Annotated in this window: 19 protein-coding genes and 2 tRNA genes; 15 read left to right on the plus strand and 6 right to left on the minus strand. The window is 64.7% G+C overall.

Features of this window, described 5'->3' with window-relative positions:
* Positions 1 to 36 precede the first annotated feature (36 nt).
* The 5 genes from GGD62_RS05640 (at position 37) to pepT (ending at position 3801) form a co-directional block, all read left to right on the plus strand.
* A complete protein-coding gene (locus tag GGD62_RS05640; RefSeq protein ID WP_183707441.1) occupies positions 37 to 1332 on the plus strand; it encodes an MFS transporter in 1296 nt (431 codons plus the stop codon).
* A gap of 142 nt (positions 1333 to 1474) precedes the next feature.
* Complete coding sequence (locus tag GGD62_RS05645) at positions 1475 to 1678, plus strand: hypothetical protein (RefSeq protein ID WP_018320134.1); 204 nt, start codon at positions 1475 to 1477, stop codon at positions 1676 to 1678.
* A 160-nt stretch (positions 1679 to 1838) separates the two neighbouring features.
* Positions 1839 to 1915: transfer RNA gene (locus GGD62_RS05650), tRNA-Asp, on the plus strand.
* A gap of 203 nt (positions 1916 to 2118) precedes the next feature.
* Entirely contained in the window at positions 2119 to 2448 is a 330-nt protein-coding gene (locus GGD62_RS05655; protein ID WP_018320133.1) for an HU family DNA-binding protein, read from the plus strand.
* A gap of 102 nt (positions 2449 to 2550) precedes the next feature.
* Positions 2551 to 3801: a peptidase T gene (gene pepT / locus GGD62_RS05660; protein ID WP_183707443.1), complete on the plus strand. Its 1251-nt coding sequence runs from the start codon at positions 2551 to 2553 to the stop codon at positions 3799 to 3801.
* A 62-nt stretch (positions 3802 to 3863) separates the two neighbouring features.
* On the opposite strand, the gene GGD62_RS05665 is transcribed toward pepT, so the two are convergent.
* Entirely contained in the window at positions 3864 to 4751 is an 888-nt protein-coding gene (locus tag GGD62_RS05665) for a hypothetical protein (protein WP_018320131.1), read from the minus strand.
* Between the two features lie 350 nt (positions 4752 to 5101).
* Here GGD62_RS05665 and GGD62_RS05670 point away from each other — a divergent pair, with 350 nt between their 5' ends.
* From GGD62_RS05670 to GGD62_RS05695, 6 genes are all read left to right on the plus strand, one after another.
* Entirely contained in the window at positions 5102 to 5323 is a 222-nt protein-coding gene (locus GGD62_RS05670) for a hypothetical protein (RefSeq protein WP_179738807.1), read from the plus strand.
* Between the two features lie 121 nt (positions 5324 to 5444).
* The gene (locus GGD62_RS05675; protein WP_183707445.1) at positions 5445 to 5807 is read left to right on the plus strand and encodes a hypothetical protein; all 363 of its coding nucleotides are present in this window, start codon (positions 5445 to 5447) and stop codon (positions 5805 to 5807) included.
* 54 nt (positions 5808 to 5861) lie between these two features.
* Positions 5862 to 7136: a divalent metal ion exporter subunit IhpA gene (gene ihpA, locus GGD62_RS05680; RefSeq protein WP_183707447.1), complete on the plus strand. Its 1275-nt coding sequence runs from the start codon at positions 5862 to 5864 to the stop codon at positions 7134 to 7136.
* Positions 7133 to 8107 carry a divalent metal ion exporter adaptor subunit IhpB gene (ihpB, locus tag GGD62_RS05685; RefSeq protein ID WP_092257353.1) on the plus strand — a complete coding sequence of 325 codons (975 nt, stop codon included), beginning with the start codon at positions 7133 to 7135 and terminating at the stop codon, positions 8105 to 8107. Before ihpA ends, ihpB begins: the two co-directional genes overlap by 4 nt.
* A complete protein-coding gene (locus GGD62_RS05690) occupies positions 8100 to 11318 on the plus strand; it encodes an efflux RND transporter permease subunit (protein ID WP_183707449.1) in 3219 nt (1072 codons plus the stop codon). Before ihpB ends, GGD62_RS05690 begins: the two co-directional genes overlap by 8 nt.
* Positions 11319 to 11320: 2 nt before the next feature.
* Complete coding sequence (locus GGD62_RS05695) at positions 11321 to 12283, plus strand: cation diffusion facilitator family transporter (RefSeq protein WP_183707451.1); 963 nt, start codon at positions 11321 to 11323, stop codon at positions 12281 to 12283.
* A 208-nt stretch (positions 12284 to 12491) separates the two neighbouring features.
* On the opposite strand, the gene GGD62_RS05700 is transcribed toward GGD62_RS05695, so the two are convergent.
* A complete protein-coding gene (locus tag GGD62_RS05700) occupies positions 12492 to 13352 on the minus strand; it encodes a class I SAM-dependent methyltransferase (protein WP_183707618.1) in 861 nt (286 codons plus the stop codon).
* Positions 13353 to 13724: 372 nt separating this feature from the next.
* Here GGD62_RS05700 and GGD62_RS05705 point away from each other — a divergent pair, with 372 nt between their 5' ends.
* The 3 genes from GGD62_RS05705 (at position 13725) to GGD62_RS05715 (ending at position 16260) form a co-directional block, all read left to right on the plus strand.
* A complete protein-coding gene (locus GGD62_RS05705) occupies positions 13725 to 15557 on the plus strand; it encodes a caspase family protein (protein WP_183707453.1) in 1833 nt (610 codons plus the stop codon).
* Between the two features lie 73 nt (positions 15558 to 15630).
* Positions 15631 to 16065, plus strand: a complete 435-nt coding sequence (locus tag GGD62_RS05710; RefSeq protein WP_246799987.1) for a hypothetical protein — start codon at positions 15631 to 15633, stop codon at positions 16063 to 16065.
* Positions 16066 to 16183: 118 nt separating this feature from the next.
* Positions 16184 to 16260 (plus strand) — tRNA-Val (locus GGD62_RS05715).
* 139 nt (positions 16261 to 16399) lie between these two features.
* On the opposite strand, the gene GGD62_RS05720 is transcribed toward GGD62_RS05715, so the two are convergent.
* The 3 genes from GGD62_RS05720 to clpX form a co-directional block, all read right to left on the minus strand.
* Complete coding sequence (locus GGD62_RS05720) at positions 16400 to 16804, minus strand: GFA family protein (protein ID WP_179738821.1); 405 nt, start codon at positions 16802 to 16804, stop codon at positions 16400 to 16402.
* 72 nt (positions 16805 to 16876) lie between these two features.
* On the minus strand, positions 16877 to 19300 hold the full coding sequence (gene lon / locus GGD62_RS05725; RefSeq protein ID WP_018320119.1) for an endopeptidase La: 2424 nt from the start codon (positions 19298 to 19300) through the stop codon (positions 16877 to 16879).
* 326 nt (positions 19301 to 19626) lie between these two features.
* Positions 19627 to 20898, minus strand: coding sequence for an ATP-dependent Clp protease ATP-binding subunit ClpX (clpX, locus tag GGD62_RS05730; protein WP_018320118.1), 1272 nt, complete (start codon positions 20896 to 20898; stop codon positions 19627 to 19629).
* A gap of 178 nt (positions 20899 to 21076) precedes the next feature.
* Between clpX and GGD62_RS05735 the strand changes: the two genes are divergently transcribed.
* Positions 21077 to 21298, plus strand: coding sequence for a hypothetical protein (locus GGD62_RS05735; RefSeq protein WP_143109056.1), 222 nt, complete (start codon positions 21077 to 21079; stop codon positions 21296 to 21298).
* 93 nt (positions 21299 to 21391) lie between these two features.
* Here GGD62_RS05735 and GGD62_RS05740 read toward each other — a convergent pair whose 3' ends face one another.
* On the minus strand, positions 21392 to 22027 hold the full coding sequence (locus tag GGD62_RS05740; RefSeq protein WP_018320117.1) for an ATP-dependent Clp protease proteolytic subunit: 636 nt from the start codon (positions 22025 to 22027) through the stop codon (positions 21392 to 21394).
* Positions 22028 to 22210: the final 183 nt, after the last annotated feature.

A 22210-nucleotide genomic window follows, 5' to 3' on the forward strand; every position in this document is an offset into this window, starting at 1 on the left:
ACCATTAACGACAATAAACACAAATTGGGGGAAGCGATGGTCGATGTGACGTCACAGATGTCGGTGCAAACGGCTGCCGCGGCAAAGCCCCCGGCGCGGCGCTATTACGTGCTGGGGCTGCTCACCATCATCTACGCGCTGAACTTCCTCGACCGCACGATCTTCAACGTGCTGATCGAGCCGATCAAGAAGGAGTTTGCGCTCAGCGACACCATGATGGGCCTGCTCGCGGGCTTCGGCTTTGCGCTGTTCTATTCCCTGCTCGGCATTCCCATCGCGCGCGTCGCCGACCGGCTCAACCGGCGCAACATCGTGGCCGTCGCCTTTGCATTCTGGAGCGCCATGACGGCGCTGTGCGGCGCGGCCACCAGCGTAACCTCGCTGGCACTGGCGCGCATCGGCGTCGGCATCGGCGAATCCGCCGGCTCACCCGCCTCGCAGTCGATCGTCGCCGATCTCTTCGCCAAGAACGAGCGCCCGCGCGCGCTCGGCATCTACGCCATCGGCACCTATCTCGGCGTCTTCCTCGGCTATTTCGTCGGCGGCTACGTCAACCAGCACTATGGCTGGCGGATGGCCTTCTATGTCGCCGGCCTGCCCGGCATCCTGCTCGCACTGGTGCTGTGGCTGACGATCTCCGAGCCGAAGCGCGGCGCGATGCAGGAGAGCTTCGTGCCCGAGCCGCTCGGGCCAACGCTACGTTTCCTGGCGTCGCAGCGCAGCTTCATCATCGTCCTGATCGGCTTCTGCCTCACCACCTACACGAACTACGCCACCGCGGCCTGGATCCCGCCGTTCCTGGCGCGCGTGCACCATCTGTCGAGCGCCGAGATCGGCACCTATGCCGGCACCTTCAAGGGCCTCGCCGGCATGGCCGGTACCCTGCTCGGCGGCTTCGTCGTGGCGCAAGTGAGCCGCCGCGACGACCGCTGGAAGCTGTGGGCGCCCGCGATCACCTCGGGCCTCGCTGGCCCGGTGTTCGCGCTGTGCATGCTGACGCAGGATTTTGCGATGATGGTCGCCATGCTGGCGCTGACCTCGTTCCTTGTCGGCTTCCATCTCGGCCCGATCTTCGCGATCGCGCAGACGGTGGCCAAGCCCAGCATGCGCGCGCTCGCCTCCGCGCTGATCGCGCTCACCGCCACCTGCTTTGGCCAGGGCGTCGGCCCGCTCGCAGTCGGCATGGTCAATGACGCGCTGAAGAGCGGTTATGGCGCAGAGGCCGTGCGCTATTCCCTGCTCTCGGCGGCGGTCACGACCACGCTCGGCGCCCTCTTGTTCATCTGGGCCGCCCGCGCGATCCGGGACGACATCGGCCGTGCCGCGGCCTGAGACCGACCCGGTGAGCCCGCCCGGCGAAACCAGCCGGGCGGCGAGATGAAACCATTTTGCGGAACCCGCGAAACCATCCGGAAACAGATGGTCCTTAAGACATGAGCCTACAGACGGCGGCAAAGCCCGTCGGGAGGCTCAGATGAACCACTCAATTCACTCTGCTGATCGTGCGACCCACCTGAAGATCGTGGTGGTGGCGCTGGTGGCTGGCATCACAGTGGCGGCCTTCGGCATCGCAGCCCGCACCAATGCCGATTACAGCCAGACCGCCCAGTCCACCCACGTCATCAAGGCCGGCAAGCCGGTGGTGGTGACGAGCGCCGGCACGTCCGAGATTCGCTGATACGTCCTCTTCCGGGCTGACCGATGGCCGCCTCCGGGCGGCCTTTTTCGTTTTCCAGAGCAATGCTTAGCCGAGTTGCACCGGTGAAGCGCAACGTCCTTGACTTCACTCAGCCCCGCCTTTAATTCCCCCCTCGTTCCGCGCGCATCGAGCGAACCACGCGGGAGTAGCTCAGTTGGTTAGAGCGCCGGCCTGTCACGCCGGAGGTCGCGGGTTCGAGCCCCGTCTCTCGCGCCATTTTGGCAATCCCTTCATAGTCTTAGCTTGAACTTCTCGACTTCTGCCGCATCTGCGCGGGCGATTGCCGGCCGCTGGCGGGAACTCTCGGCATAGTCAGCCCGCGCCCGAATCGTCTACGTCTCAAAGGACTTAGAGGGATCCCCACGCACTCTCGGCTTTTCCAGGGATACCCTGTCATTGGACAACCGAGGAGGCCAGTCATGGCTAAGAAGGATCCGGCCAAGAAGGATTCGACAAAGAAGGCAGCTGCTCCCGCCACTATCACGCTCAAGCACCTCGCCGCCGATATCGCCGAGAGCCAGGAGCTGTCGAAAAAGCGCGCCGAGGCGGTCCTGACCGACATGGTCGATTTGATCGCCAAGCACCTTAGGAAGGGCGACCGGGTCCGCATCGTCGGGCTCGGCATCCTCCAGGTCCGCAAGCGCGCCGCCCGCACCGGCCGCAATCCCGCCACCGGCGAGCCGATCCACATCAAGGCCAGCAAGAAGGTTACCTTCCGCCCGGTCAAGGAACTGAAAGAGGCGATCTGAGGCTACGCTTCGTTAAGCCTGATCCCACCTCCTTCCTGCCGCAACGCGGCCCGCTTTTCTGGTATACCGGCTGCTCCCCTGACCCCGGCGGTTTGACCAGAAATGTCCTCCCTCACCTTTTCGCATACCGTGACCGAGCGCTTCCTGCGCTACGTCACCATCGACACCCAGTCCGATCCGGAATCCCCTCGCTCGCCCTCGACCGAGAAGCAGAAGGATCTTGGCCGCATGCTCGCCGCCGAGCTCAAGGCCATGGGCGTCGCCGACGCACATCTCGACGATTACGGCTACGTCTACGGAACGATCCCGGCCACCACGGACAAGAAGGTGCCGGTGATCTGCTTCTGCTCGCACATGGACACTTCGCCGGACGTCACCGGCAAGGACGTGAAGCCGCAAGTTCTGAAGAACTATCGCGGCGGTGACATCACCCTGCCGGGCGACACCAGCCAGGTGATCCGCTTCAATGAGCACCCTGCGCTGAAGAACCAGATCGGCAACGACATCATCACCACCGACGGCACCACGCTGCTGGGCGCCGACAACAAGGCGGGCGTTGCCGAGATCATGGATGCCGCGCACTTCTTCATCAACAACCCCGATGTGAAGCACGGCACCATCAAGATCCTGTTCACGCCGGACGAGGAGATCGGCCGCGGCGTCGACAATGTCGATCTGAAGAAGCTCGGCGCCGATTTTGGTTACACCATGGACGGCGAAAGCGCCGGCTGCGTCGAGGACGAGACCTTCTCGGCCGACGGCGCCACCATCACCATCAACGGCGTCAGCGCCCATCCCGGCTACGCCAAGGGCAAGATGGAGCACGCGATCAAGATCGCCGCCGCGATCGTCGAGCGGCTGCCGAAGGAAGGCTGCTCGCCGGAGACGACCTCGGGCAAGCAGGGCTTTCTGCATCCGATCGGCATCGAGGGCGCGCTGGAGCAGGCAAGGCTCTCCTTCATCGTCCGCGACTTCACCGAGGAAGGGCTGAAGGAGAAGGAGGTCCTGCTCGAGACCATCGTCAAGGACGTGATGAAGGACTATCCGCGCTCGACCTACACGTTCGAGGTGCGGGAGCAGTACCGCAACATGAAACAGGTGATCGACCGTCACCCGCACGTGCTCGAATACGCCATCGAGGCGATCCGCCGCGCCGGCCTGCGCCCGATGCGCACCGCGATCCGCGGCGGCACCGACGGCTCGCGCCTGTCCTTCATGGGCCTGCCCTGCCCCAACATCTTTGCCGGCGAGCACGCGTTTCATTCGCGGCTCGAATGGGTCAGCCGGCAGGACATGGAAAAGGCCGTGCAGACCATCGTGCATCTGGCGATGATCTGGGAGGAGAAGGCCTGACGCCTCCCATTGTTATGCATGCCGAAATGGCCGGGCTTGCCGCTCGGCCATTTGCTTTGGAGCTACGGCACCGGCATTGCGCGCGGATTGCGATGGAAGCGATTTGAGCTCGCCATCCAATTCGGCAATGGTTCTCCATCGCGGTGTCGTCCGCCGGCCACCGCCGCCGCCCACGCCACCGCGGCACCGATCAGGGTCGCGGCCGCGACCGAGAACGCCACGATGATCGAGTTGCGCCGCGCACGGTTGATGGCGGTCTTGGAGTCCGCGATCAGCGCATCGACCCGCCGTTCGGCGTCGGGGGCCTGCAGCCCCGTCAGACCAGCAACCTGCTGCACCAGATAGGCTCGGTCGTCGGTGCTGACTCCGCTATGGCTGGACGACGTCATCAGAATCCGTCCCGCCTCAGCGCGTGCCTCCCTCAGATCGATGTTTGGGGCGCGACGCGGCGCGCGGAACAGCTTGTCGAGCTCGTAGCTGAGCAGCGGCTCGGCCGCGGACGTATTGCTTGCCGAGCTGCGCATCGGCGAACGGTCGATCGCGGCAGCGCCGAGCAGCGCGAGCAGAGCCGCGCCAGCCAGCACGGCCAGGGCCCAGGAGGTCAGCCCATGCAGGCCGTCCCGTCGTTCGCCATCGTCTTCGATCGTCGCCAGCGCGGGCGCCGGTCGCGTCGTCCGGCCGGCGATGTAGCCGCCGAACCCGAAGCTGATGATCGCCTGGATGATCAGGTACAGCCCGGACAGCAGCGCCAGCGCCGCCGAGGCATCGCGCCATGTCGGCGAGGCTGAGCTGACACCCAGGCCGACCGCGACGCCAAAGCCGATCAGGATAAACGACATTGCACCGGCGGCGAGAGCGCCTGCGAACACCGAGCTCCACTGGATGGTCCGGCGGTTGTCGGACGCCGCCCCGCCGCCCTCCATCATGTCTTCCCGTACGAGCGTTTCCATTGCCGTTCTCTCAGCGCAGGCCGAAGAACGACAGGATCGCCATGATCACGACGATCAGGCCGATCAGATAAATCAGTCCGTCCATAGTCCCATCCTCCTCAAACATTCCTGATCGCTAATCGGGACGAATGAGGAACGTTCCTAATTCGGCATCGAAGTGCGGAACGAACCGGCCCGATGCGCATTGTCTGCTCAAGTCCCAAGGATGAAGATTGTGAGCACGAAGGCCTCAGCCGGTCAGCCCCGGGCTGGGGCCTTCCTTTTGCGTTTCCTGTCCTATGTTAACGACGCCGGCTCTGCGATCATAAAGGATGCCACCGGGGCGGAACCTCCGGATCGGGGAGAGCCGCGTGGACCGCAGAACGGCGTGCCTTCATCAGGCAGATGCATTTCGGGAAAAGGCGATCGCCGATCCCGAGCAGCACGACAGATGGATCGATGAAGCCATCAAATGGCTGGAGCGGGCGATGGAAGCCGGCCGTTGCGCAATCGACCCGGCCGAGGACGGCGACACCGGCGATGTTCCAGAAGCGGCAGCCGACGCTCAACTGGGCCTGATCACGCGCCAATGAGAAGCGCTGGCATTTGCGGCCAGCACTGCGGCAATTCTTCAAGGGACGTAACAATGTTGCGGGTCGACACTGTTCCCGCCCCCATGCTAGGCCGGGCACAGACCGCAACCAGAGTGACGTCGTGCCCGCGAACCGCCAGCCCTCAGGAACTTGCCGCCGGTGCAATTGGCGCGGGCTCCTGTCTGTGCTGATCGCGGTCGTCTATCTGCTCGCGGGCGCGCTGCATGGCTCGCACGACATCGACGTCACCACGCCCGGCGGCGGCTCGGAGATCGCCGCGGTCCTTGATGGCCCTACCGGCCATAGTGACCACAAGGCCATCGGCGAACATCATTGCCATGGCTGCTTCTCGCTGACCGTGACACAGCCGGCGCCTGCGGCCGCATCGGTCGCGCTTGCAGCTGCATCGAGCCCGCAGCATGCGCCCCGGCTCGCCGGAATTACCCCCGATACCGATTCTCCGCCTCCCAAACATATTGCCTGAACGGATTGGTCGGGCGTGCGCGCCCATTAGGTTCATCCTTCACAGGTCGGTTTTATGTTTCGCAGGAGAATGGCCGCGCGCCTGGCGTGCGCGGTGGCGTGTCTGATTGCCGGATCGGCGATTGCGCCGTCGCACGCCCAGACTTTGACGATGCGGAGCGCGCTGTCGCGCGCGCTGGCCGCGAGCCCGCGGCTGACGGCGGCGGAGCGCGACGTCGGCATCGCCACGGGCCAACGGATCCAGGCCGGCGCCCTGTTCAATCCGGAGCTGTCTTACGAGCAGGACGATTCATTCGGTTCCGGCAAGTACCGCGGGACGCGTTCGGCCGAGACCACGCTCCAGATCAGCCAAGCCTTCGAGCTGTTCGGCAAGCGCGACGCGCGGATCGCCGCCGGCGCGGCCGGTATCGAGGTCGCCGCGATCCAGCGCAAGGCGGTCAGGCTGGAGGTGCTGGCGGAGACTGCGATCGCCTTCCTCAGCGTGCTCGGCGCGCAGCGGCGCATCCAGATCCTCGACGAGCAGATTGCCGCGATCGACCGCTTGACGCCGCTCTTGCGCCGTCGCGTCGAGGCCGGCGCCTCCTCGCCGGCCGAGACCGGCCGCGCTGAAGTCGCCTCCGCCCTGGTGAAGGCCGACCGCGAGCGCTTCAAGGCAACGCTGGCCAGCGCCCGGCGCGAGCTTGCGGTGCTGATGGGCGAGGCATCCGCGAAATTCGGCGAGGTCTCCGGCCGGCTCGACACCATGGGCAAGCCGCCGACGTTCCAGTCGGTGGTAGCCGCCATCGACGCCAATCCGCAGCTGGTGCGCTGGACCGCGGTCTTCGCCCAGCGCAATGCCGAGCTCTTGCTGGCACGGCTCAAGCTCTATCCGGACGTGCGGATCGCGGCCGGATGGCGTCACTATAACGAGACCAATGACGATGCGGTGCGGCTCTCCCTCTCGGTGCCGATCCCCGTGTTCGACCAGAACCAGGGCAACATCCTCTCGGCGCAGGAAAGCCTCGCCAAGACCAAGGCCGAGCGCGAGGCCAACCGCAACGCGCTGATCGTGATTGCCGGCCGCGCCTACGACTCGCTCCAGGGCTCGCTGCGCGAGCTCGCGGTGCTGCGCGAGACCGCGATCCCCAAGGCCGTCGAGGCGTCCGAGGCGATCTCGCAAGGCTACGGCCAGGGCCGCTTCACCCTGCTCGAGGTGCTCGACGCGCAGGCGAGTGTTACCCAGGCGCGGCTGCGCGAGCAGGAGGCGCTTCAGAATTTCCACGCAGGCGTTGCGACCATCGAAGGCCTCGTCGGCAATCCCTTCACGCTGGCGCGGGAGAGCGCACGATGAAGACGTCCTCCACCATTCTCGTCGCCATCGTTGCCGCCGCCCTCGGCGCTTACGGCTATTCCCTGCTCGGGCCGGCCACGCCCGCGCATACCGAGCACACTGAGCATTCCGAAAAGAAGCCGAACGACCATGTCGAGCAGGATGAGCACGGCGCCGACCGCATCCGCATCTCCGACGTCAAGCTGGCAGCCGCGGGCGTCACGCTCGCCGAAGCCGCGAGCGCGACCCTGACCGACACGCTCGCCTTCAACGGCATTCTGCGCGCCAACCAGGAAGCCGTGGTGCAGGTGACGCCGCGCTTTCCGGGCCTCGCCAAATCGATCCAGAAGCGCATCGGCGACAAGGTCGGCAAGGACGATCTGCTCGCCGCGATCGAGAGCAACCAGAGCCTCACCGTCTATGAGCTGAAGGCGCCCATAGCCGGAACCATCATCGAGCGGCAGATCTCGCTCGGCGAATACGCCTCCGAGCAGAAGCCGGCCTTCGTCGTCGCCGACCTCTCCACCATCTGGGTCGACCTGTCGATCTACCGGCAGGACCTCCGGCGAGTCCACCTCAACGACGAGGTGCTGATCGATCCCGACGATGGCCGCGGCGAAATCAAGGGCACGATCTCCTACATGGCGCCGATCGGCTCCAGCGAGACCCAGACCGCGCTTGCACGCGTTGTGCTGCAAAATCCGGACGGCCGCCTGCGGCCCGGCCTGTTCGTCACGGCACGGCTGATCCTCGCCGCACGCAACGTCGCGGTCGCCGTGCGCCGCAGCGCGATCCAGACGCTGGAGAACCGGACCATCGTGTTCGTTCGCGAGGACGGCGACAAGATCGAGGCACGCCCGGTCGAAACAGGCGATTCCGATCCGCGCCATGTCGAGATCAAGGCGGGCCTGTCGGCAGGCGAGCACTACGTTGCCGAGAACAGCTTCGTCGTGAAGGCGGAGATGGGCAAGGGCGAGGCCGAACATGATTGAGCGCCTGATCGCCGTCTCGCTGCATCAGCGCTGGCTGATCCTGCTGTTCGCGCTCGGCGCCATCGCTTTCGGGACCTGGAATTTCCAGCGCCTCCCGATCGACGCGGTGCCTGACATCACCAACGTCCAGGTCCAGATCAACACCCGCGCGCCCGGCTATTCGCCGCTCGAAACCGAGCAGCGCATCACCTTCCCGGTCGAGACCGCGATGGGCGGCCTGCCCAAACTCGACTACACCCGCTCGCTGTCGCGCTACGGCCTCAGCCAGGTGACGGTCGTCTTCAAGGACGGCACCGACATCTTTTTCGCCCGCCAGCTCGTCGGCGAACGCATCCAGCAGGTCAAGGACCAGCTTCCCGCTGGTGTCGAGGTCGCGATGGGTCCGGTCTCGACCGGGCTCGGCGAGATCTTCATGTACACCGTCGAAGCGAAAGCGGGCGCCAAGACGCAAAGCGGTCACGACTATTCGCTGACCGATTTGCGCACGGTGCAGGACTGGATCATCAAGCCGCAGCTTCGCAACGTGCCAGGGGTGATCGAGGTCAACACCATCGGCGGCTTCGAGCGGCAATTCCACGTGCTGCCGGACCCGGGCAAGCTGATGGCCTACCGGCTCGGCTTTCGCGACGTCATGACGGCGCTCGCCGCCAACAACGCCAATGTGGGCGCCGGCTATATCGAGCGCAACGGCGAGCAATATCTGGTTCGCTCGCCGGGCCAGGTCGGCAATATCAGCGAGATCCAGGACATCGTCATCGGCTCGCGCGGCGGCAATCCCGTCCGGATCAGGGACGTCGCGACCGTCACGGAAGGCCGCGATCTGCGCACGGGCGCCGCGACGCGCGATGGCGAGGAGACCGTGCTCGGCACCGCCATGCTGCTGATCGGCGAGAACAGCCGCACCGTGGCCCGCCGCGTCGCGACCCGTCTGGAGGACATCGCCAAATCGCTGCCCGATGGCGTCGTAACGCGAACCGTCTATGACCGCACCGATCTGGTCGAAGCCACCATCCGCACGGTCAAGAACAACCTCCTCGAGGGCGCGGCGCTGGTGGTGGCCGTGCTGTTCCTGATCCTCGGCAACATCCGCGCCGCGCTCGTGGTGGCCTGCGTCATTCCGCTGTCCATGGCGATGACGATCACCGGCATGGTCGAGACAAAGGTCAGCGCGAACCTGATGAGCCTCGGGGCGATCGACTTCGGCATCATCGTCGACGGTGCCGTGATCATCGTCGAGAATTGCCTGCGCATGCTGGCCGCGGCCCAACGCGAGAAAGGCGGCCTGCTCACGACCTCCGAGCGGCTGCGCGCGATCCTGCGCGGGTCGAGCGAGGTGATCAAGCCGAGCCTTTTCGGAACGCTGATCATCGCCGTGGTCTATCTGCCCGTGCTGACGCTGACGGGCGTCGAGGGCAAGATGTTCACACCGATGGCGTTGACCGTGCTGATGGCGCTGGGCGCAGCCGTGCTGTTCTCGATCACCTTCGTGCCGGCGGCCGTCGCCATCTTCGTCACCGGCAAAGTGTCCGAGCACGAAAACCTGTTCATGCGGATCGCCAAGCGCGCCTATCTCCCCCTACTCCGCTTTGCCATCGACAACCGGCTCGCGGTCGCCGTCATGGCTGCATTCATCGTGGCGGCAAGCGGCATCGCCGCTTCGCGGATGGGCGGCGAGTTCATTCCAAGCCTGGACGAAGGCGACGTCGCGCTGGCGTCGATCCGGATTCCCGGCACCAGTCTGACGCAATCGCTGGACCTGCAGAAGGCACTGGAAAAGCGCATCACGCAAATTCCGGAGGTGAAGGAGTTTTTCACCCGCATCGGCACCGCTGAGATCGCGACCGATCCGATGTCCCCGGCGCAGACCGACGGCTACATCATGCTGAAGCCGCGCAGCGAATGGCCCGACCCGGGCAAATCGAAATCGGAGGTGATCGAAGCCATCGACAAGGCCGCCGACGACATTCCCGGCAGCGCCTATGAGATCTCCCAGCCGATCCAGTTCCGCGTCAACGAGTTGATCTCGGGGGTGCGCAGCGACGTCGGCGTCAAGATCTTCGGCGACGACCTCGACATCCTGCAGGGCGCAGCCAAGCAGGTCGAGGCGGCGATCCGCGGCATCCGGGGCGCCAGCGACGTCAAGATCGAGCAGGTCGCAGGGCTTCCGATCCTCACCGTCCGTCTCGATCGCCAGGCGCTCGCCCGCTACGGCCTCAGCGTCGGTGAGGTGCAGGGCATCGTCGAGATCGCGGTCGGCGGCAAATCGGCCGGCAAGCTGTTCGAGGGCGATCGCCGCTTCGACATCGTGGTTCGCCTGCCGGAGCATTTGCGTGGCAATCTCGAGGCGATCCGGGCGATCCCGATCCCGCTGCCGCCCGGCGAGGACGCAGCAACCGGCACGGCCGTTCGCACCGCGCTGTCCGCCTCCCCGCTCACCCAGATGCGCTATGTGCCGCTGTCGTCGGTCGCAACCGTCGATGCGACGCCCGGCCCGAACCAGATCAGCCGCGAGAACGGCAAGCGGCGCATCGTCGTCACCGCCAATGTCCGCGCGCGCGACCTCGGCTCCTTCGTCACCGAAGCCGAGACGGCCGTCGCCGAGAAGGTCAAGCTACCTCCGGGCTACTGGATCGGCTGGGGCGGCCAATTCGAGCAATTGGTCTCCGCGACAAAACGACTGATGATCGTGGTGCCGGTGGCGCTTCTGCTAGTGTTCCTGCTGCTGTTCATGGGCATGGGATCGGCGGCGGACGCGGCGCTGGTGTTTTCCGGCGTGCCGCTGGCGCTGACCGGCGGCGTCGCCGCGCTCTTGCTGCGCGGCATTCCCCTGTCCATCAGCGCCGGTGTCGGCTTCATCGCGCTGTCGGGCGTCGCCGTCCTCAACGGCCTCGTCATCATCGCCTTCATCGAGCGGCTGCGCAGCGAGGGGCGGCCCCTCGTGGAGGCCGTGCGCGAAGGCGCGCTGACGCGGCTGCGCCCGGTGCTGATGACGGCGCTGGTCGCCTCGCTCGGCTTCGTGCCGATGGCGCTTGCGACCGGTGCCGGCGCCGAGGTGCAGCGGCCGCTGGCGACCGTGGTGATCGGCGGCATCATCTCCTCGACCGTGCTGACATTGCTGGTGCTGCCCGCGCTCTACGTGCTGTTCCGCCGTGACGCCGCAAACGAAACGCCTACAATGGCGCCTGATTTGGCGACGTCCGGGGAGCGCTAGAATTGGGCAGCCAGGACCATCACGGTCATCACCACCATGATCATGGCGACCATGGTCATGGTCACGACCACGGTCACGGCCATGTCCATGCCCCCGCCAATTTCGGCAAGGCGTTCGCGCTCGGTATCACGCTCAACACCGCGCTGGTCGTGGCCGAGGCGATCTACGGCTATCTCGGCAACTCCACCGCCCTGCTCGCGGACGCCGGCCATAATCTGTCCGACGTCCTCGGTCTGGTCGTGGCCTGGGGCGCCTCGATCGCGGCACGGCGCGCGCCGAGCGGCCGCTTCACCTACGGTTTTCGCGCCTCCACCATCCTGGCGGCGCTGGCCAATGCGGTGTTCCTGCTGGTCGCGACCGGCGCAATCGGCTGGGAGGCGATCCTGCGCCTGCGCGAGCCGGAGCCGGTCGCGGGCGTGACCGTGATGGTGGTCGCCGGCATCGGCATCCTCATCAACGGTTTTACCGCCCTGCTGTTCGCAAGCGGACGCAAGGACGACATCAATATTGAAGGCGCCTATCTGCACATGGCCGCCGACGCTGCGGTCTCGCTCGGCGTCGTGGTCTCGGCCGCGCTGATCATCTGGACCGGCTGGCTCTGGCTCGATCCCGTCACCAGCCTCGTCATCTGCGCCACCATCCTGTGGAGCACGACCAGCCTCTTGCGCGGCTCGATCGACATGTCGATGGCGGCAGCGCCCAAGGGCACCGACCTCGCCGCGATCAGAGCTTTCCTGCTCGCGCGTCCCGGCGTGTCGGCGATCCATGATCTCCACGTCTGGCCGATCTCGACCACCGAGACGGCACTGACCTGCCACCTCGTCATGCCCGCTGGGGCCGGCGATGCCTTCCTGATGGAGACGGCGCAGCTCCTGAAGGCGACCCATCGCATCGGCCACACCACGCTTCAGATCGAGACCCATCCGGACAATGGCTGCGCGCTGGCGCCGGATGATGTGGTGTGAGAGGGGTGCGTAGCCGCTCCAGTCTCCGCTGTCGTCCTGGACAAACGAAGCGCAATCCGGGATCCATAACCACAGTGCGTGGTTTGGCGAAGACTCGGAGTGACCAGCTTCGCGCCAAAGTTCTCCCTGTGGTTATGGGTCCCTGCGCGCGCGGGAACGACACGGAGTGTGGGGCAGTACGGCACACTACGTCGCGAGGCAGCGAATCCTACCCCGCCTTCGCGGTCACGATCCAGATCGCGCCCTGCAACGCGACGCTCTGCCCCTTCTGGAACGGCGCCAGCATCTCGCGGATCGAGGCTTTTGCAGCTGCGTACGTCTCCGGCGGATGTCCCTGCAGCGCGCGGCTGGCGGGGCCGATCTGCAAGGCGCCATCAACCGCGGCATCGAGGCCGCCGCCGATCGCCACATCCATCGCCAGATTGCGCGGCTCCATCGCCATGTCGACGAAACCCGCTCCCTTCAGGATGCGCATCACGCGCTCTTCCGAGGCGAAAGCGAACGGGCCCGGCTCCTCCGGCCCGACCGGCGGCATCTTCGGCACGTGTTTGTAGACCGCCATCAGCGGCGCCATCATCCACGGATTTTCCTTTGGCTCGCGCCAGCATACGAAGGCGAGCCGCCCGGTCGGCTTCAGCGCTCGCCGCAGATTGGTGAAGGAGGCAATGGGATCGGCAAAGAACATCACGCCGAAGCGCGAGGCCAAGAGATCGAAGCTCGCCGGCTCGAACGGATGCACGGTGGCGTCGGCCAGCACGAAATCGAGCGGCAGGCCCTTTGGCGCAAACGCGCGCGCCTGTGACAGCATCGGCTCGGACACGTCGAGGCCGAGCGCGAACCCATCGGGCGCCACCGCCTTGGCGAACGCGAACGTCGTCGCGCCGGAGCCGCAGCCGACATCGAGGACGCGCTCCCCGGGCCTCGGCTTGGCGCGTTCGATCAGCGCGTCGGCAATCGGTCCGAGCAGGCTCTCCTGCGCCGCGTGGCGATCGGCCCAGCGCTGGCCGCTCGGGCCGTTCCAATAGGCGATCTGGTCGGCGTTTTGCTCGTGGCCGCTTGGCTGCTGCATGGTGTTCCCGGTCATTCCCATTCGCGATGCCCATCCCGTCGCGGTTTTGCAACCACTCAGGGGCGATACCACGTCGGGATGGCGGGCGCACCCTTCAAGGAGTTAAGGCTGGTCGCGCTCCGGGGCCCGGAATTACGAGATTACGCTGGTCGAACGGTCCTGGCTGATGCGTCGCGCTTGCCGCAGACAAGCCCGGCAGACATGTCGGTAGATGAGATCGAGCAGAGCACACATTGGCCAACCCTCCGTTGTGACTTGCGGGCGGACATTGGCCGATGCCGGTACTGGCGCCTGTGATGTTCGTCACATTAGGCGCCTTTGCCTCCAGGGCACACTGCGACTACTCTGATCACATTGCGATTTGGGGCTGCAATGGGCGCATTTCGGATTTTTCTATTTTTATTGACGGTCTTGTGTCTCGGCTGCGGATCGGCGCACGCTGAAAAGCGCGTGGCTCTCGTCATCGGCAATTCCGCCTACAAGAGCGTGCCCCGGCTGACCAATCCGGTGAACGACGCCTCGCTGGTCGGCGGCATGTTCAGGAAGGCCGGCTTCGACACCGTGGACGTCAAGCTCGACCTGAGCGTCGTCGACATGCGCAAGGCCCTGCGCGAGTTCGGCAGCAAGGCGCGCGAGGCCGAGGTCGCCGTCATCTATTATGCCGGCCACGGGATCGAGCTGGACGGCAACAATTATCTCATTCCGACCGACGCCGCGCTGGAAACCGATACCGATGTCTTCGACGAGGCTTTCCCGCTCGATCGGCTGTTGTTCGCCATCGAGCCGGCCAAGCAGCTTCGCCTCGTCATTCTCGATGCCTGTCGCGACAATCCCTTCGCCAAGACGATGAAACGGACGGTGGCCGCACGCGCCATCGGCCGCGGCCTTGCCAAGGTCGAGCCGACCAGCCCGAACACCATGATCGCCTTCGCCGCCAAGGCCGGTTCGACGGCCTCGGACGGCGACTCCAAGAACAGCCCGTTTGCCGCAGCCCTGGTCGAGCGGCTGCCGACGCCGGGGCTCGACCTGCGCAAGGCTTTCGGCTTCGTCCGTGACGACGTGCTCAAGAACACCGCTTACAAGCAGGAGCCCTATGTGTACGGCTCGCTCGGCGGCGACGACGTTCCGCTGATCGCGGCGAAGCCTGTCGTCGCCGGGCCCCAAGCAAATCCCGATAGCGAGATTCGGCGCGACTACGAATTGGCGCTTCAGCTTGGGACACGCGACGGATGGACCGCCTTCCGCTTTCCGAGCGGCTTCTATACCGATCTCGCCAAAGGCCAGTTGAACAAGATCGCCGCCGAGGAAACCCGTGCGACCACGGCAGACAAGGCCCGGCAGGCGGAAGAGGAGAAGGCCCGCCTCGCCGCCGAGCGCGCCAACAAGGCCGAACAGGAGAAGGCGGCAGCCGCGGCCAAGGTGGCCGAGGAGAAGCGTCTCGCTGCCGAGAAGGCCAAGCAGATCGAGGAGGCCAAGGCCGCCGCTGCGGAGCAACGACGGAAGGACGCCGAGGCGGCAGTCGCGAAGGCAATGGCCGAGAAGCAGGCCGCGGAGAAGGCGCTCGCCGAGAAGCTGGCGAACGACAAGGCCGCCGCCGAGACGGCCGCAAAGCTGGCCGCGGAGAAACAGGCCTCTGCCAGCGCGGAGCAGAAGGTCGCAGCGATAGCGCCCTCTTCGACCCCGCCGACAATGTCGCCGCAGGAAACGACGAAGCTGGTTCAGTCGGAGCTGCGCCGCGTCGGCTGTCTCTCCGCCTCCGCGGATGGCGACTGGAACGCTTCGTCTCAACGTTCGCTGACGCTGTTCAACAAATACGCCGGCACGAAGTTCGATGCCAAGCTCGCGAGCTTCGATGCGCTGGATGCGATCAAGGCCAAGCCGGGACGCGTCTGCCCGCTGGTCTGCGACCATGGCTTCAAGGCCGATGGCGATGCCTGCGTGAAGATCACCTGTCGCGCTGGCTACCGCGTCAATGACGACAACGAATGCGAGAAGGTGCAGGACAAGAAGCCGGTCGCCAAGCGCGACGACGCGCCCGCACGGGACACGGAACGCAAGAAGACCGAAGCTGCTCCGTCCAAACCGCAATCGGGACAGGCCGGCTGCCGTCCGGTCCGGCCCGGCTGCCGCCTCGAAGGCAATTCGCCGGCGCTCTTTGCGAAGGGGAATATGGGCGGATACACAAACGTGGAAGTCTGCAACTGAGTTGCGCTTTGGGCTCCGGACCCGACGTAGCCGGTCTCATCCGCGCGCATTACGGCCGCATTGGTTTCACCGAATGGCCACATCGGAATCAGATGCCAACCAGATTTCGTCGATAGGTTTCGCCATTCCTCAAACTGGAAAAGGCATGACCATGCGCAGCTTCACGGCATCCGTCATCGTTGCAGCTCTCTGTCTCGGAACACCGGCTCTGGTGCAGGCACAGGGCGCATCGTCGCAACCCGGCGCGGAACAGCCGTCCACGCAGTCCAGCACGGAAATCCGGAGCATACAGGTTGTGGACGTCAAGGAATTGCAGCCGGCCGTGCGCGCGAAGGTCGATGAACTCGTGGCGCACACAAGCGACAAGGACATCCAGTCGCTCCGGCAGTCCATCGACGCCACACCGCAAGCAGCCTCCGTGCTCAAGGCCAAGGGCTTAAGCTCGTCACAAGTCGTCGCGATCAACATCGCCGACGGCGTCCTGACGATGTTCACCAAGACAGCCTGACAATCAGGCGGGGTTCCGGGCCGAGGCGTTGCGCAGCGGCGGCGAACACGATCGCCGCCTCCTCGGGCGCGCTCGGCCCTTGCTCCGACACCCGCCGAGGCGCTAAAGAGGCGCCGTGGGGCGGTTAGCTCAGCTGGTTAGAGCATCTCGTTTACACCGAGAGGGTCCGCGGTTCGAATCCGTGACCGCCCACCAGCCTTCGCTCGCTTCGCGAGCTACGGCTCGGCAGGCCAGCATTCGTGCTCGTGGCGCGAAGCGAGCGAAGGCTGCCGCGCCGAAGCCGAACCGGTGAAGGCGGGCTCTGAGCCGCGAGCTTCGGCTCGACAAGCCAACCTCAATCCTGCGGCCTCCCCGGCAGCAGCGGCACCGCGTCGATCCACACCGCCGCCGACTGGCACCAGATCTGCCTGACGGGGCGCAATTTGTCGCGCTGACGGATAGAGCCCCAACGGATGCCCCAATCGTCGGCCTGGTCGCCCTCGCCGCTGGTGAACAGCGGGGAACCGCAATCGGCGCAGAAGTGCTGGAAGCGCATCCGGCCGTTGTCGCCGCGCTTGCCGTAGATCTTGGGCGTGCCGCCGGTCAGGCGGACATCAGCGCCGGCACAGACGGCGGTCACCCGGAACGGCGAGCCGGTCAGTGTCTGGCAATCGGTGCAGTGACAGACCGAGACGGCCTCCGGATCGACCTCGGCCTCAAAGGTGATTGTCCCGCAATGGCATTGCCCGTCGATCTGCATCGGCCTCCTCCCCCTGCCCCCAAAACAAAAACGGCGCCCGAAGGCGCCGTTTTATCATCTTTTCGCTAAGCCTCAGTGAGCGGTCAGGCCGCCGGCGGCTTCATCGCCATCCGGCTTCACCGTCACCTTGGTGTCCTCTTCCCAGACGATCGGCACCGGCTTCTTCACCAGCGCCTTGGCGACGACGTCGTCGAGGCGCGAGACCGGGATGATCTCCATGCCGCCCTTGATCGCATCGGAAATCTCCGTGAGATCCTTGGCGTTGTCCTCGGGGATCAGCACCGTCTTGATGCCGCCGCGGGCCGCAGCCAGCAGCTTCTCCTTGAGGCCGCCGATCGGCAGCACCCGGCCGCGCAGCGTGATCTCGCCGGTCATCGCGACATCGTGGCGGACCGGGATGCCGGTCATGACCGAGATGATCGCGGTGGCCATGGCGACGCCCGCGGACGGACCGTCCTTCGGCGTCGCGCCCTCCGGCACGTGCACATGGATGTCGCGGCGATCGAACATCGGCGGCTCGATGCCGTAGTTGATCGCGCGCGAGCGGACGTAGGACGCCGCCGCCGAGATCGACTCCTTCATCACGTCACGCAGATTGCCCGTGACCGTCATCTTGCCCTTGCCGGGCATCATGACGCCTTCGATGGTCAGCAACTCGCCGCCGACATCGGTCCAGGCAAGGCCGGTGACGATGCCGACCTGCGGCTCGCTCTCGATCTCGCCGAAGCGGTACTTCGGCACGCCGAGCAACTCTTCCAGAGTCTTCTCGGTGACCTTGACCGACTTCTTCTTGGAGATCATCAGCTCCTTCACCGCCTTGCGGGCGAGTGTGGAGAGCTCACGCTCCAGGTTACGCACGCCCGCTTCGCGGGTGTAGCGGCGGATCAGAAGCAGCAGCGCGTCGTCGTCGATCGAGAACTCCTTGGAGTCTAGGCCGTGCTTGGACACCGCGTTCGGGATCAGATGCTTGCGCGCGATCTCGACCTTCTCGTTCTCGGTGTAGCCGGCGATCCGGATGATCTCCATGCGGTCCATCAGCGGGCCTGGAATATTGAGCGTATTCGCGGTCGTGATGAACATCACGTTGGACAGATCGTAGTCGACCTCGAGATAGTGGTCGTTGAAGGTCCCGTTCTGCTCGGGGTCGAGGACCTCGAGCAGAGCCGAGGACGGATCGCCGCGGAAATCGGCGCCCATCTTGTCGATCTCGTCCAGCAGGAACAGCGGATTGGACGACTTCGCCTTCCGCATCGACTGGATGATCTTGCCGGGCATCGAGCCGATATAGGTGCGGCGGTGACCGCGGATCTCGGCCTCGTCACGCACGCCGCCGAGCGAGACGCGCACGAACTCACGCCCCGTCGCCTTCGCGATCGACTTGCCGAGCGAGGTCTTGCCGACGCCGGGAGGACCGACGAGGCACAGGATCGGGCCCGTGAGCTTGTTGGCGCGCGACTGCACCGCCAGGTACTCGACGATGCGTTCCTTGACCTTCTCCAGACCATAGTGATCGGAGTCCAGGATGGCTTGCGCCGCTTCCAGATCCTTCTTCACCTTGGACTTCTTGTTCCACGGGATCGACAGCAGCCAATCCAGGTAGTTGCGCACGACGGTCGCTTCCGCGGACATCGGCGACATCTGGCGCAGCTTCTTCAATTCATGCTGCGCCTTCTCGCGCGCTTCCTTGGAGAGCTTGGTCTTGGCGATCTTCTCTTCGAGATCGGCGAGCTCGTCGCGACCGTCGTCGTCGCCGAGCTCCTTCTGGATCGCCTTCATCTGCTCGTTGAGATAATACTCGCGCTGGGTCTTCTCCATCTGGCGCTTGACGCGTGAGCGGATGCGCTTCTCGACCTGCAGCACCGAGATCTCGCTCTCCATCAGACCCAGCACCTTCTCCAGGCGCGTGGTGACGGACAGCGTCTCCAGGATACCCTGGCGATCGGCGATCTTGACCGCGAGATGCGAGGCAACGGTGTCGGCGAGCTTGGCGAAATCGGTGATCGCCTGCACGACGCCGACGACCTCGGCCGAGATCTTCTTGTTGAGCTTCACATAGCTCTCGAAGTCGGACACGACCGAGCGCGCCAGCGCTTCCGCCTCGACCGACTTCGCATCGGTATCGGCCAGCGCAATGGCGGTCGCTTCGTAATAGTCGGCGCGATCGGTGTATTTCTGCACGCGCGCACGCTCGAGCCCTTCGACCAGCACCTTTACGGTGCCGTCGGGAAGCTTCAAGAGCTGCAGCACGCTGGCAAGCGTACCGGTCTCGTAAATGGCGTCGGGCGCCGGATCATCGTCGGACGCGTTCTTCTGCGTCGCGAGCATGATCAGCGCGTCGTTCTTCATCACCTCTTCGAGCGCGCGGATCGACTTCTCGCGACCGACGAAGAGCGGAACGATCATGTGCGGGAAGACGACGATGTCGCGCAGCGGCAGCACGGGATAGGCGTGCGTTTCGCCATGAACGATGGTTGGCCTGGGTTTTGGATTAGTCATGGCCTTTTCCTTTTGCTTTGCCCCCTTGCACGCAGCCCGCCATGCTCATGCGCAACCGCCACAAGGTGCCGAGGTGATCCGCAAAACCGATCGGTCCGTTTATCGCGTTGGACCGGCTCGCCGGATCGGAACTGAGGCGAATCTGGAAGAGAATTTTCGCTCGCCGCCGACATTAGGTGGCTATCGACCCGGGGGGTGTCAAGTCATTGAAAAACGCGCGCCATCAGGCGCTTACGCAACGCGGTAAGCGACGCAACACCGGCTGCGGAGATACATTTCCGCAGCCCAGTTTGAGGATACAATTGGAGCGTTCCAGCGCCGAAAGATCAGGCGCTGGCGTTCTCGACGGCGCGATCGGACCGATCGGCGTAGATGTAGAGCGGACGCGCCGTTCCTTCCACGACTTCGCGCGAAATCACGACCTCTTCCACACCTTCCAGGCCCGGCAGATCGAACATGGTCTCGAGCAGGATCGCCTCGAGGATCGAACGAAGGCCCCGCGCACCGGTCTTGCGCTCGATCGCCTTGCGGGCAACCGCGCCAAGCGCCTCGTCGGCGAAGGTCAGCTCGATGTTCTCCATCTCGAACAGCCGCTGGTACTGTTTCACCAGCGCGTTCTTCGGCTCGGTGAGGATCTTCTTCAGCGAGGTCTCATCGAGGTCCTCGAGCGTCGCCACGACCGGCAGACGGCCGACGAACTCGGGGATGAGGCCGTACTTCAGAAGGTCTTCAGGCTCGACGTGACGGAAGATCTCGCCGGTACGGCGGTCTTCCGGCGCCATCACCTGGGCCGCGAAGCCGATCGAGGTCGACCGTCCGCGCGCCGAGATGATCTTCTCGAGGCCGGCGAAGGCACCGCCGCAGATGAACAGGATGTTGGTGGTATCCACCTGCAGGAATTCCTGCTGCGGATGCTTGCGGCCGCCCTGCGGCGGGACCGAAGCCACCGTACCTTCCATGATCTTGAGCAGTGCCTGCTGCACGCCCTCACCCGACACGTCGCGCGTGATCGAGGGGTTGTCGGACTTGCGGCTGATCTTGTCGATTTCGTCGATGTAGACGATGCCGCGCTGGGCGCGCTCGACGTTGTAGTCGGCGGCCTGGAGCAGCTTCAGGATGATGTTCTCGACGTCTTCGCCGACATAGCCGGCCTCGGTCAGCGTCGTCGCATCGGCCATGGTGAACGGCACGTCCAGGATGCGGGCGAGCGTCTGCGCAAGCAGCGTCTTGCCCGAGCCGGTCGGACCGATCAGCAGGATGTTCGACTTCGCGAGCTCGACGTCGTTGTGCTTGGTCTGGTGGTTGAGGCGCTTGTAGTGGTTGTGCACCGCGACCGACAGGACCTTCTTCGCATGGCTCTGGCCGATCACGTAGTCGTCCAGGACCTTGCAGATTTCCTTCGGCGTCGGAATGCCGTCGCGCGACTTGACCAGCGAGGATTTGTTTTCCTCGCGGATGATGTCCATGCAGAGCTCGACGCACTCGTCGCAGATGAAGACCGTGGGACCCGCGATCAGTTTGCGGACTTCGTGCTGGCTCTTGCCGCAGAACGAGCAATATAGCGTGTTCTTGGAGTCGCTCGTGCCGACCTTACTCATTCATGTCTCCGTCCGCGGTTCGATCCCGTTCCGCTCGATCGCTCCATTCCGACACAGTGGTCGGCATGAAGCTTAAGTAGAGCAAATTCCGTACCAAAAAAGACCCTACGCGTTACATCCCGTGCGAATCACGGTCACTCGATTCTCCGCGATCATAGCCGATCAATCGTAGCCAACCATGCTGTCACCCGACTATCAAGAATTCGCTAATCGGGGGTCGCCGGCTACCCGTGACAATACCGTGATTTCCGGTCTTGGCACGGGCGAAGTGATCGAAATCACCCCGGCGTTGCTGGATTACCACGAAAAACAAGCACGAAAGCGGAACTTTCTGCTTGTCGCAGGGCGCAAATACCGTTTTGCGACGCGCGCACGCGTCCATAGCGTGAACGCCAACTGACGGTATGAGGCGATCCCAAGGAGTTGCCCAAGGGCTGAACAAGGGATCGCCGCAGAGCCCTGAACAAGGGATCGCCGCAGAGCCCCAGTAGTGCTACGGGGTCTTCGCCGCCGCCGGTTCCTCGGCACGCTTGTCGATGACCTTGTCGACCAGGCCGAACTCCTTGGCGTCGTTCGCGGTCAGGAACTTGTCGCGTTCCAGCGCGTCCTCAATCGCCTTGTAGGTCTGGCCGGTGTGCTTCACGTAGATCTCGTTGAGCCGCTTCTTCAGGTTCAGGATTTCCTGCGCGTGCAGCATGATGTCGGTGGCCTGGCCCTGGAAGCCGCCGGAGGGTTGATGGACCATGATGCGCGCGTTCGGCAGCGAGAAGCGCATGTCCTTCTCGCCGGCGGCGAGCAGCAGCGAGCCCATCGAGGCCGCCTGCCCCGTGCACAGCGTCGAGACCGGCGGGCGGATGAACTGCATGGTGTCGTAGATCGCAAGGCCCGACGTCACCACGCCGCCCGGCGAATTGATGTACATCGAGATTTCCTTCTTCGGATTTTCCGCCTCGAGGAACAACAGCTGTGCGACGACCAGCGTCGACATGCCATCCTCGACCGGACCGGTCAGGAAGATGATGCGCTCCTTCAAGAGGCGCGAGAAGATGTCGTAGGCGCGCTCGCCACGGTTGGTCTGCTCGACCACCATGGGCACGAGGTTCATGTAGGTTTCAACCGGATCGCGCATGAGTCACCTAGGGTTTTTAAGAGGCGGACATCGCCAGGCTTGACTGCCAGTTTGAGCTGGATCTGCTGAAGGCCGATGGACGTCCCGTGATGCAGGAACTTAGTAGAGGTAGAAGGCGTACCGACAGATATAGCCCAATTCGCGCCTGACAAGTGCGGAGCGCATTAAGGCTTAATCCGTCGG

This window comes from Bradyrhizobium sp. ERR14, from assembly GCF_014198235.1.
Lineage (GTDB): Bacteria > Pseudomonadota > Alphaproteobacteria > Rhizobiales > Xanthobacteraceae > Bradyrhizobium.

Coding starts and splice junctions, on each gene's coding strand:
- GGD62_RS05720 (WP_179738821.1), bottom strand. CDS start 16,804: ATGCAGATCGACGGGCAATGCCATTGCGGGACAATCACCTTTGAGGCC.
- GGD62_RS05710 (WP_246799987.1), top strand. CDS start 15,631: ATGGCCACATCGGAATCAGATGCCAACCAGATTTCGTCGATAGGTTTC.
- GGD62_RS05735 (WP_143109056.1), top strand. CDS start 21,077: ATGCTGTCACCCGACTATCAAGAATTCGCTAATCGGGGGTCGCCGGCT.
- pepT (WP_183707443.1), top strand. CDS start 2,551: ATGTCCTCCCTCACCTTTTCGCATACCGTGACCGAGCGCTTCCTGCGC.
- GGD62_RS05700 (WP_183707618.1), bottom strand. CDS start 13,352: ATGCAGCAGCCAAGCGGCCACGAGCAAAACGCCGACCAGATCGCCTAT.
- ihpB (WP_092257353.1), top strand. CDS start 7,133: ATGAAGACGTCCTCCACCATTCTCGTCGCCATCGTTGCCGCCGCCCTC.
- GGD62_RS05705 (WP_183707453.1), top strand. CDS start 13,725: ATGGGCGCATTTCGGATTTTTCTATTTTTATTGACGGTCTTGTGTCTC.
- GGD62_RS05655 (WP_018320133.1), top strand. CDS start 2,119: ATGGCTAAGAAGGATCCGGCCAAGAAGGATTCGACAAAGAAGGCAGCT.
- GGD62_RS05665 (WP_018320131.1), bottom strand. CDS start 4,751: ATGGAAACGCTCGTACGGGAAGACATGATGGAGGGCGGCGGGGCGGCG.
- clpX (WP_018320118.1), bottom strand. CDS start 20,898: ATGAGTAAGGTCGGCACGAGCGACTCCAAGAACACGCTATATTGCTCG.
- GGD62_RS05740 (WP_018320117.1), bottom strand. CDS start 22,027: ATGCGCGATCCGGTTGAAACCTACATGAACCTCGTGCCCATGGTGGTC.
- GGD62_RS05645 (WP_018320134.1), top strand. CDS start 1,475: ATGAACCACTCAATTCACTCTGCTGATCGTGCGACCCACCTGAAGATC.
- GGD62_RS05640 (WP_183707441.1), top strand. CDS start 37: ATGGTCGATGTGACGTCACAGATGTCGGTGCAAACGGCTGCCGCGGCA.
- ihpA (WP_183707447.1), top strand. CDS start 5,862: ATGTTTCGCAGGAGAATGGCCGCGCGCCTGGCGTGCGCGGTGGCGTGT.
- GGD62_RS05690 (WP_183707449.1), top strand. CDS start 8,100: ATGATTGAGCGCCTGATCGCCGTCTCGCTGCATCAGCGCTGGCTGATC.
- lon (WP_018320119.1), bottom strand. CDS start 19,300: ATGACTAATCCAAAACCCAGGCCAACCATCGTTCATGGCGAAACGCAC.